This window comes from Mesorhizobium sp. B2-5-11 (assembly GCF_006440835.1).
GTDB lineage: Bacteria > Pseudomonadota > Alphaproteobacteria > Rhizobiales > Rhizobiaceae > Mesorhizobium.
In genome coordinates this window covers 434,515-452,304 of the sequence record NZ_VFUK01000005.1, presented here as the reverse complement: position 1 = coordinate 452,304, position 17,790 = coordinate 434,515, and the positions used below count along the sequence as shown (strand labels likewise).

19 protein-coding genes are annotated in these 17,790 nt (G+C 64.7%); 11 read left to right on the top strand and 8 right to left on the bottom strand.

Translation table 11 applies throughout. The annotated features are described in order from the left end of the window. Positions 1-40: 40 nt before the first annotated feature. Complete coding sequence (trxB, locus tag FJ490_RS18850) at positions 41-1,015, bottom strand: thioredoxin-disulfide reductase (RefSeq protein ID WP_140495955.1); 975 nt, start codon at positions 1,013-1,015, stop codon at positions 41-43. Positions 1,016-1,265: 250 nt separating this feature from the next. On the opposite strand from trxB, the gene FJ490_RS18845 reads away from it, so the two are divergent. Continuing rightward, entirely contained in the window at positions 1,266-1,745 is a 480-nt protein-coding gene (locus FJ490_RS18845; RefSeq protein WP_140495956.1) for an Lrp/AsnC family transcriptional regulator, read from the top strand. 173 nt (positions 1,746-1,918) lie between these two features. After that, positions 1,919-2,713, top strand: a complete 795-nt coding sequence (locus tag FJ490_RS18840) for a glycosyltransferase family 2 protein (protein WP_140560642.1) — start codon at positions 1,919-1,921, stop codon at positions 2,711-2,713. Positions 2,714-2,728: 15 nt separating this feature from the next. On the opposite strand, the gene gmhB is transcribed toward FJ490_RS18840, so the two are convergent. The 4 genes from gmhB to FJ490_RS18820 form a co-directional block, all read right to left on the bottom strand. Further along, positions 2,729-3,379 carry a D-glycero-beta-D-manno-heptose 1,7-bisphosphate 7-phosphatase gene (gene gmhB / locus FJ490_RS18835; RefSeq protein ID WP_140631912.1) on the bottom strand — a complete coding sequence of 217 codons (651 nt, stop codon included), beginning with the start codon at positions 3,377-3,379 and terminating at the stop codon, positions 2,729-2,731. Next, complete coding sequence (locus FJ490_RS18830) at positions 3,372-3,944, bottom strand: SIS domain-containing protein (RefSeq protein WP_140556028.1); 573 nt, start codon at positions 3,942-3,944, stop codon at positions 3,372-3,374. Before FJ490_RS18830 ends, gmhB begins: the two co-directional genes overlap by 8 nt. 7 nt (positions 3,945-3,951) lie before the next feature. After that, positions 3,952-5,445, bottom strand: coding sequence for a D-glycero-beta-D-manno-heptose-7-phosphate kinase (gene rfaE1, locus FJ490_RS18825; protein WP_140728569.1), 1,494 nt, complete (start codon positions 5,443-5,445; stop codon positions 3,952-3,954). A gap of 122 nt (positions 5,446-5,567) precedes the next feature. Continuing rightward, positions 5,568-6,200, bottom strand: a complete 633-nt coding sequence (locus FJ490_RS18820) for a LysE family translocator (protein ID WP_140524876.1) — start codon at positions 6,198-6,200, stop codon at positions 5,568-5,570. A 216-nt stretch (positions 6,201-6,416) separates the two neighbouring features. On the opposite strand from FJ490_RS18820, the gene rfaD reads away from it, so the two are divergent. The 3 genes from rfaD to waaC are packed head-to-tail and all read left to right on the top strand — an operon-like array spanning position 6,417 to position 9,333. Then, positions 6,417-7,367, top strand: coding sequence for an ADP-glyceromanno-heptose 6-epimerase (gene rfaD / locus FJ490_RS18815; RefSeq protein ID WP_140728568.1), 951 nt, complete (start codon positions 6,417-6,419; stop codon positions 7,365-7,367). After that, positions 7,340-8,347, top strand: coding sequence for a lipopolysaccharide heptosyltransferase II (gene waaF, locus FJ490_RS18810; protein ID WP_140728567.1), 1,008 nt, complete (start codon positions 7,340-7,342; stop codon positions 8,345-8,347). Before rfaD ends, waaF begins: the two co-directional genes overlap by 28 nt. Next, positions 8,344-9,333 (top strand): lipopolysaccharide heptosyltransferase I, encoded by a 990-nt coding sequence (gene waaC, locus FJ490_RS18805; RefSeq protein WP_140516818.1) that lies wholly within the window; start codon positions 8,344-8,346, stop codon positions 9,331-9,333. Before waaF ends, waaC begins: the two co-directional genes overlap by 4 nt. 221 nt (positions 9,334-9,554) lie before the next feature. Here the strand turns inward: waaC and greA are convergent, their stop codons facing one another. Continuing rightward, complete coding sequence (gene greA, locus FJ490_RS18800; RefSeq protein ID WP_008877613.1) at positions 9,555-10,028, bottom strand: transcription elongation factor GreA; 474 nt, start codon at positions 10,026-10,028, stop codon at positions 9,555-9,557. A 267-nt stretch (positions 10,029-10,295) separates the two neighbouring features. Next, positions 10,296-10,829, bottom strand: coding sequence for a tetratricopeptide repeat protein (locus tag FJ490_RS18795; protein ID WP_140495965.1), 534 nt, complete (start codon positions 10,827-10,829; stop codon positions 10,296-10,298). A gap of 150 nt (positions 10,830-10,979) precedes the next feature. Here FJ490_RS18795 and FJ490_RS18790 point away from each other — a divergent pair, with 150 nt between their 5' ends. From FJ490_RS18790 to FJ490_RS18775, 4 genes are all read left to right on the top strand, one after another. After that, a complete protein-coding gene (locus FJ490_RS18790) occupies positions 10,980-11,405 on the top strand; it encodes a DUF3775 domain-containing protein (RefSeq protein WP_140524880.1) in 426 nt (141 codons plus the stop codon). A 199-nt stretch (positions 11,406-11,604) separates the two neighbouring features. Further along, positions 11,605-12,585 carry an extensin family protein gene (locus FJ490_RS18785; RefSeq protein WP_246672633.1) on the top strand — a complete coding sequence of 327 codons (981 nt, stop codon included), beginning with the start codon at positions 11,605-11,607 and terminating at the stop codon, positions 12,583-12,585. A gap of 109 nt (positions 12,586-12,694) precedes the next feature. Further along, a complete protein-coding gene (locus tag FJ490_RS18780) occupies positions 12,695-13,510 on the top strand; it encodes an extensin family protein (protein ID WP_140495967.1) in 816 nt (271 codons plus the stop codon). Positions 13,511-13,571: 61 nt separating this feature from the next. Next, complete coding sequence (locus tag FJ490_RS18775) at positions 13,572-14,279, top strand: LssY C-terminal domain-containing protein (protein WP_140516822.1); 708 nt, start codon at positions 13,572-13,574, stop codon at positions 14,277-14,279. 9 nt (positions 14,280-14,288) lie between these two features. Here the strand turns inward: FJ490_RS18775 and FJ490_RS18770 are convergent, their stop codons facing one another. Further along, positions 14,289-15,311, bottom strand: a complete 1,023-nt coding sequence (locus FJ490_RS18770) for an NAD(P)-dependent alcohol dehydrogenase (protein ID WP_140728566.1) — start codon at positions 15,309-15,311, stop codon at positions 14,289-14,291. 124 nt (positions 15,312-15,435) lie between these two features. Here FJ490_RS18770 and FJ490_RS18765 point away from each other — a divergent pair, with 124 nt between their 5' ends. Beyond that, entirely contained in the window at positions 15,436-16,350 is a 915-nt protein-coding gene (locus FJ490_RS18765) for a LysR family transcriptional regulator (protein ID WP_140728565.1), read from the top strand. Positions 16,351-16,431: 81 nt separating this feature from the next. Next, positions 16,432-17,742: a hemolysin family protein gene (locus FJ490_RS18760; protein WP_140649739.1), complete on the top strand. Its 1,311-nt coding sequence runs from the start codon at positions 16,432-16,434 to the stop codon at positions 17,740-17,742. The last annotated feature ends 48 nt before the right edge of the window (positions 17,743-17,790 follow it).

The following is a 17,790-nucleotide window of genomic DNA, read 5'->3' as shown; positions in this document are numbered from 1 at the left end:
ACGGCGTTTCTAAGCCGTTCTTTCAACAGTTTGCGAACCGCTATTCGGCCGCCTCGCGATGCACCTCGATGCCGGCCAGGTACTTCTCCGCCTCGAGCGCCGCCATGCAGCCCAGCCCCGCCGCAGTCACCGCCTGGCGATAGATATCGTCGGTCACGTCGCCGGCGGCGAACACGCCGGGCACGTCGGTGCGGGTCGAATCCGGCGCCGTCCACAGATAGCCGTTCGGCTTCTGCTTCAGCTTGCCGACGAACAGCTCGACCGCCGGCGCATGGCCGATCGCGACGAACACGCCGTCGACCTCGAGCTGCGTCTCGACACCCGTCACCACGTTGCGCAGCTTCAACCCTTCGACCGAAGGCGGCAGTGGCGTCTTGCCCGGACGGCCGGTGATCTCGTCGACAACCGTGTCCCAGATGACGCGGACATTGTCCTTCTTCAAGAGCCGCTCGCGCAGGATGCGTTCGGCGCGGAAGTCCGAGCGCCTGTGGATGACCGTCACGCTCTTGGCGAGGTTCGACAGATAGAGTGCTTCTTCCACCGCCGAATTGCCGCCGCCGACCACCGCGACATCCTTGCCGCGGTAGAAGAAGCCGTCGCATGTGGCGCAAGCCGATACGCCGAAGCCCATGAACGTCTGTTCGGTCGGAATGCCAAGCCATTTGGCCTGCGCGCCGGTGGCGATGATCAGGGCATCGGCCGTGTAGACGGTGCCGGAATCGCCCGTTGCGCGGAACGGCCGCACGTTGAGATCGACCTCGGTGATGATGTCGGCGATGATGTCGGTGCCGACATGTTCTGCCTGCCTGAGCATCTCGCTCATCAACCACGGACCCTGGATGGGTTCGCCGAAACCGGGATAGTTCTCGACGTCGGTGGTGATCATCAGCTGGCCCCCCTGCTGCAGGCCGGCGACCAGCATCGGCTTCAGCATGGCGCGGGCGGCATAGATCGCCGCGGTATAACCGGCCGGGCCGGAACCGATGATGAGGACAGGCGCGTGCTTGGTGGTCATGAAAAGCCTCTGCGGAGGGCTGCCGGCGTTTGCGGCATGGAAAACTCGTCGATGTCGCGCGTAATGTAAGTGTTGCCCACGACGCCAGCAAGGCAAGTTGGCGCTCGTCCCCGGAAAGCTTTGTCGCACCGGGCGAACCGCTCTGGTGCTGCGTGGATTTCCGCGTGGGGGATGGCGTGGACAGCAAAGTCGTTTAATTACAAAATCCCGCAAGATTCTTTCGCCACCCGCAATCATCGAAAGCCCCGAAATGCCGCTCAAGGCCGACCTCGACGCAATCGACTGGAAGATCCTGCGCGAATTGCAGGCAGATGGACGCATGACCAATGTCGAACTGTCGAACCGCGTCGGCATTTCGGCACCACCTTGCCTGCGCCGCGTCAAGCGACTGGAGGAAGCCGGCATCATTCGCGGCTATCGGGCGCTGCTCAACGCGCCGGCGCTCGGTCTCGACGTGGTCGCCTTCTGCCTGGTCGGCCTGCACCATCAGGCCGATGCCGAGCTTCGCATCTTCGCTGAGCGCACGCGCGGCTGGCCGGTCGTACGCGATGCCTGGATGGTGTCGGGCGAATCCGATTTCCTCCTGCACTGCGTGGCAAGCGACCTCGGCGCCTTCCAGACCTTTGTCATCGAGGAACTGACCTCCACGCCGAACGTCGACACGGTGCGCACAGCCCTCACCATCCGCCGGGTCAAGGATGAAGGGTTGGTCTCGTTCGAGCGGCCGTGACGCCGATCGATTGCGGCGCCCGGCCAAAGCGAATTCCGGAATTTCGCCACATCGCCGCCGCGTTGATAACGGACAGGCGCAGGCAGCCGGATCGTCCTGTGCGATTTGGCGCCTGATTGGTTTCCTTGCCCAAGCAGCGTAAGTTCCAAGGACGATCCGCCGTGGAAGGGACCATGACCAGGTTTGCAAGCCCGATTTCGGCGCTCATCATCTGCATGAACGAGGCCGATATGATCGGCCCGTGCCTCGAAAGCATCGATTTTTGCGCCGAGATCGTCATCGTCGATTCAGGCTCCACCGACGCCACGTTGGACATCGTTCGGCAGTTTGTCGCTGAGGGCTATCCGATAAAGCTGCTGCACAATGGCTGGCCGGGTTTTCCGCATCAGCGGCAATTCGCGCTCGACCACGCCACGCAGCCCTGGTGTCTTTCGATCGACCCGGACGAACGCGTCGACGACCGGCTGCGGCAGTCGATCATGGCGGCGGTCGAGACGGCGAATGCCGGCATCAGCGGATGGTACATCCGCCGCCGCGACTGGCTGAAGGGCTACGGCTATGCCCATCGCTGGGTGCTGCACAACAGGCTGTTGCGGCTTTTCCGCCGGGAAGGTGCGACCATGGACGTGACCGCGCGGGTCCATGAATCCTTCGGCGTTTCCGGCGAGACCAGCACGATCGAAAGCGGCGTGCTGCTGCATCGCCGCGAAATATCGGTCGAGGAGGATCTGGCCCGGGCAAATGCCTATTCCAGCCTCAAGGCGGCCACCCTGGTCGAGAAAGGCAAGAAGCCGGGCCTGGTGCGGCTGGTGCTTTCGCCGCTCGGCAACTTCCTGAAATTCTACCTGGCCAAGCGCTACTTCCTGTGCGGCCGGCACGGCTTCGTCTATTCGATGTCGGTGATGATCTATTCCTTCGCCACCGAGGCCAAACTGTATGAGGCCTCGCAAGGCAGCGAACCGGCGTGAGCGGTCAGGCCCGGATCAAGACCGCTTATCCCGGCCATCGAGCCGCCCTATGGCGGCGATGAGACCGTCGAGGTCGCTGCTGTCCCGCAAGGGCCTGATGACGAAGCCGGAGCGAAGCTGCGCCTCGCCGCCGACGAGCCAGCCCTGCGGCAGGCCGGCGCTCAGGCCTGCCTCCATGTCGGCCAGCTTGTCGCCGACGATCACGGACCGCCGGAGATCGAGATCGAGGCGTCTCGCCGCCTCGAAGAGCATGCCGGGATTGGGTTTGCGCATCGGGTGATCCGATATGCCCAGCGGCCCCACGCCAGCCTCGTGGTAGGCGCAGGCCAGCACCATGTCCACGACAACGCCCTGATCGCGCAACAGCTCGAGCACGCGGCGGTTCACATCGGCGAAGGCACTCCAGCCGAAATAGCCGCGCGCGATGCCGGACTGGTTGGTCACCACCACGACCGGGATGCCGGCATTGTTGGCGGCGGCGATCGCCGGCAACATCTGCGGCCGGAGCTCGATCTCGGCCGGATCGCTGGGATAGTCGGTATCGACATTGATGGTGCCGTCGCGATCGAGGAACAGCGCCGGCTGGCCGGCGGGAAAAACCCTGCCGCCTATCCGCTCCACCCACAGGCCCGGCTCGGCCAACGGGTGCGGCGCCTTGTCAGCCATTGCTGAGGCGCGCTTCCACCACCTCGCACAGGTGATGGTAGAGGCACAGATGCCCCTGCTGGATGATCGGCGTCGAGGTCGAGGGCACGTTGAGCAGGATGTCGGTGAGCGGCGCGAGCTTGCCGCCTGTGTCGCCTGTCAGGCTGATCACCGTCATGCCCATGGTCCGTGCCTGTTCGGCGGCCGCCAGGATGCTCGGCGAATTGCCGCTGGTCGAGATCGCCAGAAGCACGCCGCCGGCAGCGCCATGCGCCTCGACCTGGCGCGAAAAAACGGTGTCGAAGCCGTAATCATTACCCCAGGCGGTCAGCACCGCGGCATTGGCCGGCAGCGCGATGACATTGTAGCCCTTGCGCTCCTTGAGAAAGCGGCCGACCAGTTCGCCGGCGATGTGAATGGCGTCGCTGGCCGAACCGCCATTGCCGCAGATCAGCAGCGCCTTGCCCGACGAAAGGGCGGCGACGATCGCGCTCGCCGCACGTTCCATCGCGCCTGTTAGATCGCGCTCGACCAGCGCCGTGATCGCGGCCGCCGAGCGGACCAGGTAATCGTTCAGTTCGGACATGAAACCCTCAATTCTTGTTGCCGGCCGAGCGCAGCCTGCCGATGGTGCCGGTCGTGCTCTTGCCGGCGACGAGATCGACCAGGACCACGCGCCCGCCCGCTTTCTGCACCACGTCCGCGCCGACCACGGTGTCGACCGTGTAGTCGGCGCCCTTGACGAGTATGTCGGGCAGAAGCGCCTCGATCAGCGCCAGCGGCGTGTCCTCGTCGAAGACCACCACCGCGTCGACCGACGCGAGCGCCGCCAGCACGCAGGCGCGGTCGTGCTGGTCGTTGACGGGCCGTTCCGGCCCCTTCAGCCGGCGCACCGAGGCATCGCTGTTGAGGCCGAGCACCAGCCGGTCGCACTGGCTGCGCGCCGCGTGCAGCAGGCTGACATGGCCGGCATGAAGGATGTCGAAACAGCCATTGGTGAAGCCGACGCTGAGGCCTTCCTCCTTCCACGCCGCCACCAGCCGTGCGGCCGATTTGGCGTCGAGGATGGCATCCCTGTGGACGCTCGGACCGTGCGATCGAAACAGCGCGCCGTTGAGTTCCTCGACCGTCAGCCGCGCCGTGCCTCGCTTGCCCACCACAACGCCGCCGGCTGCATTGGCGATCGAGGCGGCCGCGGCCGGATCGGCGCCGGCGGCAAGCGCCAGCGCGAAGGTCGCGATCACCGTATCGCCGGCGCCCGACACATCGAACACTTCGCGCGCCTGCGTGGCGATGTGGCGCGCCTCCGTCGGACCGACGACGCTCATGCCCTTTTCGCTGCGCGTGGCGACGACGAAGTCGAAGCCATGCGCCGCAAGCAGCTCGCGCGCCGCGGCCACGATCTCGTCATCGCTGAACACCGGCCGTTCGACCGCTTCGCCGAGTTCCTTGCGGTTGGGCGTGATGGCGGTCGCGCCGGCATAGCGTGCATAATCCCGGCCCTTCGGATCGACCAGCACCGGCTTTCCCGCCTCGCGGCAGATCGCGATCAATTCGCCGGCGACGCCGTCGAGCAGGATGCCCTTGCCGTAATCCGACAGGATGACGATGTCGGCGTGCGCCAGCGCGGCGCGGAAATGCCGGACCAGCGCCGCGCGCTCCGCCGCGCCGAGCGGCTTGATCTCTTCCTCGTCGAAGCGCAGCACCTGCTGGTTGAGCGCGCTGAAGCGGCTCTTGGACGACGTCATGCGGCCGCGCTCCCGCGCCAGGCCTGTCGTGTCGGCGCCAAGCTCGCCGAGCATGCGCACCAGGCTGTCGCCTGCCGTATCAGAGCCGATCACCGAGACCGGAATGGCGGCGGCGCCGAGCGAGATGATGTTGGCCACGACATTGCCGGCGCCGCCCATCGCCAGGCTCTCGCCGCGCCCATGGAGCACCGGGATCGGCGCTTCAGGCGAAATCCGCTCGATGATGCCGTTGACGAACCGGTCAAGGATGAGATCGCCAACCACCAGCACGGTGGCCTGGCCGAAACGCGCGATGGCGCGATGCAAGGGTTCGGGGGAAAGTGGGTCGTGCTTGATCATGTCACTGGCAACGCGCAAAAACCGGTTTTGAAGATGCATGGAGGACAAATTGGCCGGGATCGGTCGTTCATGGCGATGCCGATATACCGCAATTTGAGCCAGCGCAACGCCGGCTGGCCTCGTCAACTCTTCTGCAAGGCGACATGGACGCCAAGCCCGACCAGCACCGCGCCGCCGGCTCGCTGCATCATGCGCTGGGCGCTGCTGGAGCGGCGCAGCCTGCCGATCACGGCACCAGCCAGGAACACGCAGACGATATCGGCCGAGGAGAACATCAGGTTGACTGTCGTGCCCAGCACGACGAATTGCAGCCAGACCGGGAATGCGGCAGAGGCATCGATGAACTGGGGCAGGAAGGCCATGAAGAAGATCGCGGTCTTCGGATTGAGCACCTCGACGGCGATGCTCTCGAAAAAGGCGCGGCAAGCCGATTTCCGCTCGATCGCCGGCAGTGCCATGTCGCCTTCCGCGCGCTTGCGGAACAGCGCCACACCGAGCCAGATCAGGTAGAGCGCGCCGACGAGCTTGACCGCCATGTAGAGCGGCGGCACGGCGTGGAAAAGCACGGACAGGCCGGCGGCGGCGGCAAAGACGTGAACATAGCCGCCCAGATGAATGCCGAGCGCCGCAGTCAGGCCGGACCAGCGGCCGCGCGCCATCGTCTGCGCGGCGGCATAGAGCATGGCCGGGCCTGGAATATAGGCGAAGATCGCCGTGGTGGCGAAAAACGCGACGAGCAGCTCTGTCGACGGCATTCCTGGTCCCTCATGATCGCGCCCGGCGGCGCGAGCTGACTGAAGCGGCAGCTTTGCGGCGCCACTGTGGCGCGCTGCCCCGCGCAGGGCAATCGCGGACGGGTCCACCCCTCGATTGTTCTTGCGGATCCCAGTGCCGCCCGGCAACGCTGCTTTGTCGACAGCTTCGCAAGCCTCCCTTATAAGGGCCGGAATCGCAAGCAACCAGAGGCGTTCATGATCATCGTCACGGGCGGCGCCGGCATGATCGGCTCCAACATCGTCGCCGCGCTCAATTCGGAGGGCCACGACGACATTTTGGTCGTCGACGACCTGAGCGATGGCCACAAGATCGCCAACCTTGCTGACTTGCGGATCGCCGATTATCTCGACAAGGACGATTTCCTGGCCCGCCTCGAGGACGGCGGGCTCGGCCGCATCGAGGCCGTCTTCCATCAGGGCGCCTGCTCGACCACCACCGAATGGAACGGCAAGTTCATGATGGAGGTGAACTACGCCTATTCGAAGCGGCTGCTGCATGCCTGCCTGGCGCTGCGCGTGCCCTTCCTCTACGCCTCCTCGGCATCGGTCTATGGCGGCGGCTCCGAGTTCCGCGAGGACGCGGAGCTTGAGCGGCCGCTCAACGTCTACGCCTATTCAAAAAAGCTGTTCGATGACTATGTCAGGCGCAATGTCTTCGATACCGATCATTCGCAGGTCGCGGGCCTGCGCTACTTCAACGTCTATGGGCCGCGCGAGGCGCACAAGGACGCCATGGCCTCGGTCGCCTTTCATCTGTTCAACCAGGTCGGGCGTGGCGAGAATCCAAAGCTGTTCGGCGCCCATGACGGCTTTGGCCCCGGCGAGCAAAGCCGCGACTTCATTCATGTCGGCGATGTCGCCGATGTCAATCTGTGGCTGTGGAAGCGCGGCGCGAGCGGCATCTTCAACTGCGGCACCGGCCGGGCGCAACCCTTCCGCGCCATTGCCGAAACCGTCATCGACACGCTGGGCAAGGGCGAGCTCGAGTACATCCCCTTTCCCGACCACCTCAAGGGCAGCTACCAGAGCTTCACGCAAGCTGATATGTCGCGTCTGCGCGCGGCCGGTTACAACGGGCAATTCCGCAGCGTCGAAACCGGCGTCAGAGACTATGTCGAATGGCTGAAAGCCCAGCGATCCTCGTGATCGGCCCACGCTGGGTGGGCGATATGGTGATGGCGCAGTGCCTGTTCTCGGCGCTGAAGGAGCTTCATCCAAATGCGGCGATCGACGTGCTGGCGCCAGCCTGGGCGGCCCCTTTGGTCAAGCGTATGCCTGAGGTCCGCCAGCAGATCGATTTCCCGCTGAAACCCGGCGCGCTCGAATTCGCACACCGCCGCCGCTTCGGCCGCCTGCTGCGCGGCCGTTACGACAGCGCCTATATCCTGCCGGGCAGTTGGAAGTCGGCGCTGATCCCGTTCTTTGCCCGCATTCCACGCCGTTTCGGCCATCTCAGGGAAATGCGCTACGGCCTGTTGACCGATATCGTTCCGCTGCCGGAGGCCGTGAAACGGCTCACCGCGCAGGCCTATTTCGGCCTTGCACGGGGTGGCGATTTTCGGGCGCCTCATCTGACGGTGGACGCCAAAAACCAGGCCACCCTGCTCGACCGTTTCGGCCTGGGGCCGCAGAAATTCGTGGCGCTGATGCCGGGTGCTGAGTTCGGCCCGGCCAAGCGCTGGCCGAGCGAACACTATGCCGGCCTTGCCCGGGAGTTCATGGCCAGAAGGTTCAAGGTCGCGCTGTTCGGGTCGAAGAACGACCGCGAGGTGACAGCGGAGATCGCAGCCCTCGCTCCTGGCGTGGTCGACCTGGCCGGCCAGACGCGGCTGGAGGACGCCATCGACCTGATCGCGGCCGCGCGGCTGGCGGTCTCCAACGACAGCGGGCTGATGCATGTTGCGGCGGCGGTCGGCACGCCGGTTGTCGCCGTCTATGGTTCGACCTCGCCACAGAACACGCCGCCGCTGGCCGAACGGCGCGAACTGGTCTGGCTCGGCCTGTCCTGCTCGCCCTGCCACCGCAAGATCTGTCCGCTCGGCCACCTCAATTGCCTGAAGACGCTCGAGGCCGCACGGGTCATGGCGGCGGCGGACCGGCTGCTGGACATCCCGGCCGCCGCATGAGGGTGCTGATCGTCAAGACATCGTCGATGGGCGACGTCGTCCACACCTTTCCGGCGCTCCAGGATGCGCGCCGCGCACGGCCCGATATTGCTTTCGACTGGTGCGTCGAGGAGGCTTTCGCCGGCATCGTCGCGCTGCACCCCGCAGTCGGAACCATCCACACGGTCGCCATCCGGCGTTGGCGAAAACATCTCTTCGACAAGGCCACCTGGCGCGAGGCGACCGCCTTGCGACGCGCCTTGCGTGCGTGCCGCTATGATCTGGTCATCGATGCGCAAGGCCTGTTGAAGTCGGCGCTGGTGGCCAGGCAGGCGAAAGCGCCGATCGCCGGCTTCGACCGCTCAAGCGCGCGCGAGCCTTCGGCAACGCTGCTTTACGACGTCGGCCACGCCGTCCCTCGCAACCTCCACGCCATCGAACGGACGCGGCGGCTTTTCGGGCTGGCATTGGGCTACCGGCCCGATCTTTCGATGCTGGATTCGGGCATTGTGCCGCCGCCCGGCAATCTGACCGGCATAGCCGGCAACACGGCCTTCCTGCTGCACGGCACCAGCCGCGAGGACAAGAAGTGGCCTGTTGAAGACTGGATCGAAACCGGCCGCCTGCTGGTTGAGCGCGGCATGACGCCGGTCACGACCTGGTCGGACGAGCGCGAACAGGCGGTGGCTGAAGCGATCGCCCGGGCAGTTCCATCGACGAGCATCGTGCCAAAATCACCATTGGCCGACATCGCGGCGATCCTGGGCAGCTCGAGGCTGGTAATCGGCGCCGATACGGGGCTCACGCATCTCGCCAGCGCCTTCGGCCTGCCGACGGTCGCGGTGTTTTTGGCCACGGAGCCGGGTTTGACCGGTCCGCGCGGCCCCTATGCATCGACGCTGCAGGCCGCGCCCGGTGAGCGAGTGTCGCCCGCGAGGGTGGTGGCTGAGGCTGAGAGGCTGCTGGAGCACCAGACGCATGGTCAGGCCGGCGCTGGCAAGAACTGATCTATTCAATCGGAAAGCTGGCGCTGCCCCTCATCGCCCTGCCGGGGAGAAGGACACCTTCACCGATGACTGCGCCAATTTTAAGCGTTTGCAGAATAGACGCCGACTTCGCGTTCAGCCGTCTTCTCCCCGTCACTATACGGGGAGAAGGTGCCGGCAGGCGGATGAGGGGCGGCGCCAACCTTGGCTAAAAACGCGCAGATCAGCGCCCCTCGAACCCCTTAGATAAACTGCACCTGGACGATCTCGTATCCCCTTGCACCACCCGGCGCGTTGACCTCGATGGCGTCGCCGACTTCCTTGCCGATGAGCGCCCGCGCGATCGGCGAGGAGATCGAGATGCGGCCGGACTTCACGTCCGCCTCCTGATCGCCGACGATCTGGTAGGTCTTCTTCTCCTCGGTGTCCTCGTCGACCAGCACCACGGTGGCGCCGAACTTGACCTTGTCGCCGCTGAGCTTGGTGACATCGATGACTTCGGCCCGGGCGATGAGATCCTCGAGCTCGTTGACACGGCCCTCATTGAGGCTCTGCGCCTCTTTGGCGGCATGGTATTCGGCATTTTCGGATAGGTCGCCGTGCGAGCGCGCTTCGGAGATCGCCTCGATGATGCGCGGCCGCTCCTCCTGCTGGCGCCAGCGCAGTTCTTCCTTCAATGACGCGAACCCCTCGCCTGTCATCGGGACCTTGTTCATGATACCTGACCTTTCCTGCCGCCACCCCCGCATTTCGGGGAAAGCCTTATCGATGGTGCAAAAAGAAAACGGTCCGGCAGCCTCGGGCTAACGGAACCGTTCACCGCAATTTCCCTGAATATAGCAATCTTTGCGGGCTTTTCACGCCCAAAAATCGGTTTCTGAAGAAATCATCACCGTTTTCGCGCGCGCCGTCGCAGGAGCCGGCATGGCAACAAAAAACCGGCCGTGATTGCTCGCGGCCGGTTCGAAAAGGCATTGAGGGGGTCAGCTCCTCATGAAATGGTCGATCTGTTCGGCCAGCATGCCGTATTCGCGTGAACCCTTGCCGGTTCGCTTTTCGATCTCCATCAGCTGTTGCTGGGCGCCGGCCAGGTCGCCGATCTGGAGATGGGCTTCGCCGAGATATTCGCGCACCAGCGTGTAGTTGGGATCGATGCGCAGCGCTTCCTCGTAATAGCCGAGGCCAACGGCGACGCGGCCGGAATGGCGGTGCGAATAGCCGAGATAGTTGAGGATGCGCGGGTCCTGCTTGTTGGCGGCGAGGCTGAGCACGGCGATCGCCTCGTCATAGCGGCCGGCCATCGCCAGGTCATGCCCGGCATCATAGATGCTGTCGTCGTCCAGCATGCCTTCCTGGGGTGCGACGCACTTGTTCTTCTTCTTGTCCCAGACCATGCCTTTCTTGCATTTGGTGGTCGTACTGGTGTCGTCACCGCTGCCTGCGGCAAACACCGGAACGGCAAGGAACTGCAGAGCGAGAAGCGCGCTCGCCGCCTGGATCAGCACTCTTTTATGCATCGGAGCCTCCTGGAGGGGTGAGAATGCAACACTAACGCAGCGTGTCGGCGGTTTCATCCCGGAAAAAAGCAAGGGGCTAACATGAGGTGACGGATGCTCGAAATCCGCTATCATCGGCGGCGATGAAAGCTGAGCCAGCGGAGACCGCCAGTGCAGCGACGGCTTGAAAAGAACTGGGATTTGACGATCGGGCCCGACACCGTGCGGCTGTTCATCCTCAAATGCAAGGCGTTGAGCGCCGCGATCAATGAAGACTATGCCGACGGCGCCGAACACGAAATCGAGTTCGATGGAAACACCCGTGACAATCATCATCATGACGGACTCGCCGAGGAAAGCTCGGAAAACCTGACCGAAGAGGAACTGCGCGAGCTGATCAACGACCTCAATGTCGACGAGGCGGCCGAGCTCGTCGCGCTCGCTTGGGTCGGCCGTGGCGACTACGATGCCTCGGAATGGGCCGACGCCGTCGCCGCCGCGCGCGAGCGCGCCAACAAGCACACGGCCAAATACCTGCTCGGCTTGCCGTTGCTCGCCGATTGGCTGGAGGAAGGGCTGGAAGCGATCGGTGCGTAACGCGCCGGTAATCGATTGTGATCGGGCCTAAGCGCCTTCCAGGCAACTTCGAGCATCCCGGCACCGTTTCGAGGCGATGGCAACACTGAGCTTTTCCCGAAAATACAGGATTGCATTGGTCATGGTCGTGACAGCACTGCTGGTGACGCCGGCCGATGCCAGGCATCGTCACAGGCATCACGAGCCGCTTTCACCACGGGTGGAACAGCCGCTGACGCCGCGGGTTGACCGGCCGCTGAAACCGCGCGGCGAAAGGCATCGCAAGCCGAAGCCGGCACGGCAGAGGACGCAAAATCCGAAGCCGGTACGTGCGGATGTCCCAGTGCCTGAACCGCGCCCCGCTGACGCGCCAGAGGCGACAGAACCGAACACGCAAAATCCAGCCGCAACATCCGACCGGTTTCAGGAGGAAGGATCCCCTCGGAAGCAACAAGCCCGGCCCGAGCCGCCAGCCGATGCGAAAGGCGAACCGGAGCCGCCAGCCGTGGCGCCGACGCCGACACAAAGGCCTGAGACTGCGGAACCGGAGGTTGAGCCGCCAGCCCTCGCCCCGCCACCGCCGCCAAAGCCGGCGGACGCGGACAAAAAGGAGATGCTTCCCGATCCGCGTTCGGCTGACCTGCCAGACGCGAAAATGCCTGCCGAGGAAGTCGCCTGCCGCGAGCGGCTGAGGGGTCTCGGTGTCGAATTCGAGGAGCACAAGGCTGAAAGCGATCGCGATATCGGCTGTTCGATCCCCTATCCCCTGGTGCTGAAGAGCCTTGGCAAGTCGATCGCCATTGCCCCGGGCGCCGAGCTCAATTGCGCAATGGCCGAGGCGGCGGCACGCTTTGCCGGCAACGTCATCCAGCCGGCGGCGAAAGCCGAATTCGGCGCCGACCTGAAATCGATCGGCCAGGCATCGGCCTTTGTGTGCCGGCCACGCAACGGCACGCGCAAACTGTCCGAACATGCCTTCGGCAATGCGCTCGATATTGCCAGCTTCACACTTGCGGACGGCAGGACGATCGAGGTCGGCCCGGCGCCACCGGACAAGGACGCCAAATTCCTCGACGCGGTGCGCAAGGCCGCCTGCGGGCCGTTCAAGACCGTGCTGGGCCCGGGCAGCGATGCCGATCATTCGCTGCATTTGCACCTCGACCTCGAGCCGCGCCGCCACGGCGGTACCTTCTGCCAGTAGGGCCGGCTCAGAAGCGATGCCGCAATTCGGCCGCAGGCATGAACGCCGGCGCTGATTTTTCCTTTACCGTTGATCGTTAAAATCCCGCCTATCGGGAAAGGGACTGCCGATGGACGGGATATTTCGTGCCGCGCTGGCGCTTGCGCGGCAATCGAAACGCGCGCGCGCCGCTGCCGGCGGGCTGGCCGCCCTGCTTGCGCTGGCCGCGGTGTCGGCCTGCAACACCGGCAACGTGCTGGCACTGGAGCCAGCCGTCGATGTCGGCGCGCAGACCGCGGCCGTGCCGCAATATTCAGGCATGCAGCGGCTGGTTCCTTCCAATCCCTACATGACGCAGGCCGCCTATCCACGCATGGACGAGCCGATGTCGCCGGTCGAGCAGATGCCGGCCAGCGAGACCGACTGCCGTCAGCAGCTGAGGCGCCTCGGCGTCACCTTCACCGACCTGGCGCCGATCCATGAAGGCCAGTGCGGCATCGACTATCCGGTGAAGGTTTCGGCCATCGGCAGCGTCGAGATGAAGCCCGCCGCGACGCTGACCTGCGACATGGCCGCCAGCTTCGCCGCCTGGACGAAGAACGAGCTCGTTCCTTCCGCCCGCTGGCGCTACTTCTCCGGCGTCAGGACCATCCACCAGGGTTCCAGCTATTCCTGCCGCAACATCGCCGGCGAAGGCGTGCTGTCGGAACACGGCAAGGGCAACGCGCTCGACGTGATGAGCATCGAACTCAACAATGGCGACGACATCGACGTGCGCAAGCCCGGCCTGTTCGCCTTCCGCACCCGCGGCTTCCTCAACAATGTGCGCGCCGACGGCTGCCAGTATTTCACCACCGTGCTCGGCCCCGGCTACAATTACGACCACCGCAACCATTTCCACTTCGACATCAAGAATCGCAAGAGCGGCTATCGCGCCTGCCGCTGATCCCTTTGCCTGGCGGCGGCTTCGCCGCGTACAGTGACGTCGTAGAACTCGAGCGGCATCGATGAGCCAACGAAGCTTCCGACGACGCGCTGCGACCTGGCTGGTGTTGCTCCTGGCGACCTATCTGGTGCTGGCCTATGTCGCCGCGCCGGAATTCTGGACGTTTCGCGATCGCGGCTTTCGCAGCCAAAGCTTCGAGATGGTGACGCACACCCCGCAAGGCATTCCGGGCGACCCGATCAATGTCGGCCTGATCGGCACGCAAAAGGAGGTTGTCCATGCCTTCGCCGTGGCTGGCTGGGACACGGCCGACGCCATCACATTGAGGACAGCGATCGACATCGGCGAAAGCGTCTTGTTTTCGCGCCCCTATCCGGACGCGCCGGTGAGCCGGCTGCTGTTCGAAGGTCGCGCCCAGGATCTTGCCTTCGAGAAGCCGGTCGGCGGCAGCGCCGACCGCCGTCACCATGTGCGCTTCTGGCAGACTGATGCCACGGGCGACGATGGCCGTCCGCTGTGGCTGGGCTCGGCCAGTTTCGACCGTGGCGTGGGCCTGAGCCACGACACCGGCGCCATCACCCATCATATCGGCCCCGACATCGACGCCGAACGCGACTTTCTTATGCAGGATTTGACCGCCGCCGGAATGCTGATCTCAACCAGCGACCTGGAAGGCATCGGCGCCACCACGCACGGGCGCAATGGCGGCGGCGACCCCTATTTCACCGACGGCAAGGCCGTGCTCGGCGTGCTGAAGCAACTGCCGTGATGCCTGAAGTCAGCTCGTGGCGACCACGACCTTGCCGAACGGTCCCTTCTCCAGATGCTGGAAGGCCTGCTCCACCTCCTCGAAGCCGAAGACCTTGTCGACCACCGGCCGGATACCGAGCACCTCGATCGCCTGGTTCATCCGCTCGAAGGCGCGGCGATGACCGATCGATATCCCTTGCACGACGATGCGATTGCGCAGGAACGGCACGATCGGAAAGCTGAGTTCCATCGAGCCCAGCAGGCCGATGACCGACAGGCGGCCGTCGGCGGCCAGGGCATCGAGCGATCGCCGCGCATTGTCGCCGCCGACCATCTCCAGGATATGGTTGACGCCGGTTCCACCCGTCAGGTCACGCGCGGCTTCGTCCCATGCCGGCTGGGTGCGGTAGTTGATCACTTGCCAGGCGCCGAGTTTCCTGGCCCGTTCGAGCTTGTCGTCGCTGCTCGAGGTGACGATGGCGCGCAGGCCGAAAGCGGCCGCGAATTGCAGTGCAAACAGCGACACGCCGCCGGTACCCTGGATAAGAATGGTCTGGCCGGGCACCGGCTTCGTCGCCTCCGCCAAGGCAAACCACGCCGTCAGCGCCGCGATCGGCAGCGTCGAGGCCTCGGCGTCGCTGAGCGAAGGCGGCGCCAGCACGACGGCATCCTCGTGAAGCAGCACGTAATCGGACAAGGTGCCGGGCAGTGACAATCCCAGCGTGTGCTGGTGAAGCACCGGCGGCGCATCGCCGTCAGGCCAGTCGGCGATCACTTGGCCCAGCACGCGTTGCCCGGCCTGGAAGCGGCTGACGCCGCCGCCGACCGCCACGACCTCGCCCACCGCATCCGATGTCGGCACGAAGGGAAAGACGAGGTCCGGGATCAGCACCCCGTCTAGGATCATTCGATCCTTGTAATTCAGCGATATGGCCTTGATCCGCACCAGCAGCTCACGAGGCCCGGGTGCGGGTACCTTTCCCTGCGCCGGTTGCAGCTTGGACAGGCCAAAACCGGTCATTTGCCAGGATCTGTTGATGTCCCTGTTCATCTCGTCTGCTCCGGATTGAGTTGCTGGCGAGATCTTTACGTCATTCCACTATGGAAAAAAGTGCTTCTATGTGGCATAATTGGAAACGAATTGAAGATCATTATTCTACAATAGGGGCACAGCCATGGAATCCGCCGATCTGCAGGGCATTGTCGCCTTCGTTCAAACGATCGAAGCCGGCAGCTTCACCAGTGCGGGAGAACGGCTGCGCGTGACGAAATCGGCGGTCGGCAAATCGATCGCACAGCTGGAGCATCGGCTTGGCGTGCGTCTGCTCAATCGCACCACCCGCAGCCTGAGCCCGACAAGCGAAGGCCTCAGCTATTACGAAGCCTGCGTCAGGGCGCTGTCCGAAATCGAAGCCGCCCAGTCGCTGCTTGCCTCGCACCGGCAGGTGCCCTCGGGCCGGCTTCGGGTCGATTTGCCGTCGGCCTTCGGCCAGCGCTGCGTTGCCCCAGTTTTGTTCGACATTTCCAAGCGCTTCCCCGATCTGGCGATGGAGATCTCCTTCAACGACCGTCGCGTCGATCTCATCGAAGAAGGCATCGACCTGGCAGTTCGCATGGGCGAGCTCGACGACAGCCTGTCGCTCGCGGCGCGGCGGCTCTATGTCCAACGCTCGTACGTATTGGCCGCCCCCGCCTACCTCGAGGAGCACGGCAGGCCGCGAACGATCGAGGAGCTCGCCGCTCATAAGCTGATCGGCTACACCCGTAACGGCGTCGCCCATCCCTGGACCATAAGGCACGCCGACGGCCAAATCGGAAAGTTCACACCGCGGGCAAGGCTGGTCCTCGACAATGGCGAGCCGATGCTCGACGCCGCCCTTGCCGGCTGCGGCATCACCTTCCTGCCGACATGGTTGGCGGCGGACAGCCTCAGGAGCGGTGCGCTCGAAATGGTGCTGTCGGACCGCCTCGTCGAAAACATTGCCGTCCACGCCGTTTGGCCGGTGACGCGAGCAGTGACGCCGAAGGTCCGCGTCGTCGTCGATGCGCTGGTCGAGCATTTTTCGGCGCCGCCCTGGGATGCCGCCTGACGGGGCCGCATGCGCTGTCATCTTCCTGAAAACGGCTGCTGACTATTTTCCAATCCAGCACGGCAATGCTATTGACCCCTGATGCTATATGTTGAAATCGCCACCGTGGTCGTCCTCATCTGCGTGAACGGCCTTCTGGCAATGTCCGAGCTTGCCATCGTCTCGTCGCGGCCGGCCCGCCTCAAGGCAATGATCGATCGCGAGGTCAAGGGCGCCGGCCGGGCGCTTGCGCTTGGCTCCAACCCCGGCAAGTTCCTGTCCTCGGTGCAGATCGGCATCACCCTGGTCGGCGTGCTGTCCGGCGCCTTTTCCGGCGCCACGCTCGGCGAAAGGCTGGCGCAGTTCCTGGCCTCGAACGGCATCCGCGAAAACATCGCCGATCCGCTCGGCGTCGGCATCGTCGTGGCCATCATCACCTATGCCTCGCTGATCATCGGTGAGCTCGTGCCCAAGCAGATCGCACTGCGCGATCCCGAGCGGGTCGCCGTGCGGGCTGCCCCGGCCATGACCGTCCTCGCCACCGTCTCGGCGCCGCTGGTCTTCCTGCTCGATATTTCGGGCCGGGCCGTGCTTTGGTTGCTCGGCCAGCGCGGCGAAAGCGAGGAGAAGGTCACCGACGAGGAGATCAAGATGCTGGTCGCCGAGGCCGAGCATCACGGCACCATCGAATCCGACGAGCGCCGCATGATCGCCGGCGTCATGCGGCTTGGCGACCGCGCCGTGCGCGCCGTCATGACGCCGCGCACCGAGGTCGACTGGATGAACCTCCAGTCCGACGATGCCACCATCCGCAAGCTCCTGATGGATACGCAGCATTCGCGCTTGCCCGCCGGCGACGGCGGCGTCGACGCCATGATCGGTGTCGTCCAGACACGTGATGTGCTGGCGGCATTGCTGGGCGGCCGCGCGCTCGACCCGCGTCGGCACGTGCGCACCGCGCCCATCGTGCACGATCAGGCCGACGCGCTCGACGTGCTGCAGACGCTGAAGGAATCCGACGTGCCGATGGCGCTGGTGCACGACGAATACGGCCATTTCGAAGGCATCGTCACCCCCGCCGACATCCTGGAGGCCATCACCGGTGTCTTCCGTTCCGACCTCGAAGCCGGCGAGGAGGAGAATGCCGTCAAGCGCGACGACGGCTCATGGCTGCTTGCCGGCTATATGCAGGCCGACGAGATGGCCGAGGTGCTGGGCATCGACCTGCCGGAAAACCGCGACTACGAGACCGTCGCCGGCTATGTGCTGTCACACATGCACCATCTGCCGGCGACCGGCGAATGCGTCGACGCGCAAGGGTGGCGCTTCGAGGTGGTCGATCTCGACGGCCGCCGCATCGACAAGCTGATCGCCACGCGCCTGCCCAGCGGCCACCGCGAAGTGGTGCGCTGACTTTTCCAACGTTGCCTCGGGCCAAGAGCGGCCATGGGCATCGGCCGA

What these genes read in the sequence shown, in the direction of transcription:
- FJ490_RS18760 (WP_140649739.1), top strand. Translation starts at nt 16,432, where the DNA reads ATGCTATATGTTGAAATCGCCACCGTGGTCGTCCTCATCTGCGTGAAC.
- FJ490_RS18765 (WP_140728565.1), top strand. Translation starts at nt 15,436, where the DNA reads ATGGAATCCGCCGATCTGCAGGGCATTGTCGCCTTCGTTCAAACGATC.
- trxB (WP_140495955.1), bottom strand. Translation starts at nt 1,015, where the DNA reads ATGACCACCAAGCACGCGCCTGTCCTCATCATCGGTTCCGGCCCGGCC.
- gmhB (WP_140631912.1), bottom strand. Translation starts at nt 3,379, where the DNA reads ATGGCTGACAAGGCGCCGCACCCGTTGGCCGAGCCGGGCCTGTGGGTG.
- FJ490_RS18830 (WP_140556028.1), bottom strand. Translation starts at nt 3,944, where the DNA reads ATGTCCGAACTGAACGATTACCTGGTCCGCTCGGCGGCCGCGATCACG.
- FJ490_RS18780 (WP_140495967.1), top strand. Translation starts at nt 12,695, where the DNA reads ATGGACGGGATATTTCGTGCCGCGCTGGCGCTTGCGCGGCAATCGAAA.
- FJ490_RS18845 (WP_140495956.1), top strand. Translation starts at nt 1,266, where the DNA reads ATGCCGCTCAAGGCCGACCTCGACGCAATCGACTGGAAGATCCTGCGC.
- FJ490_RS18795 (WP_140495965.1), bottom strand. Translation starts at nt 10,829, where the DNA reads ATGCATAAAAGAGTGCTGATCCAGGCGGCGAGCGCGCTTCTCGCTCTG.
- rfaE1 (WP_140728569.1), bottom strand. Translation starts at nt 5,445, where the DNA reads ATGATCAAGCACGACCCACTTTCCCCCGAACCCTTGCATCGCGCCATC.
- greA (WP_008877613.1), bottom strand. Translation starts at nt 10,028, where the DNA reads ATGAACAAGGTCCCGATGACAGGCGAGGGGTTCGCGTCATTGAAGGAA.
- FJ490_RS18775 (WP_140516822.1), top strand. Translation starts at nt 13,572, where the DNA reads ATGAGCCAACGAAGCTTCCGACGACGCGCTGCGACCTGGCTGGTGTTG.
- FJ490_RS18820 (WP_140524876.1), bottom strand. Translation starts at nt 6,200, where the DNA reads ATGCCGTCGACAGAGCTGCTCGTCGCGTTTTTCGCCACCACGGCGATC.
- waaC (WP_140516818.1), top strand. Translation starts at nt 8,344, where the DNA reads ATGAGGGTGCTGATCGTCAAGACATCGTCGATGGGCGACGTCGTCCAC.
- FJ490_RS18840 (WP_140560642.1), top strand. Translation starts at nt 1,919, where the DNA reads ATGACCAGGTTTGCAAGCCCGATTTCGGCGCTCATCATCTGCATGAAC.
- waaF (WP_140728567.1), top strand. Translation starts at nt 7,340, where the DNA reads ATGGCTGAAAGCCCAGCGATCCTCGTGATCGGCCCACGCTGGGTGGGC.
- FJ490_RS18770 (WP_140728566.1), bottom strand. Translation starts at nt 15,311, where the DNA reads ATGAACAGGGACATCAACAGATCCTGGCAAATGACCGGTTTTGGCCTG.
- rfaD (WP_140728568.1), top strand. Translation starts at nt 6,417, where the DNA reads ATGATCATCGTCACGGGCGGCGCCGGCATGATCGGCTCCAACATCGTC.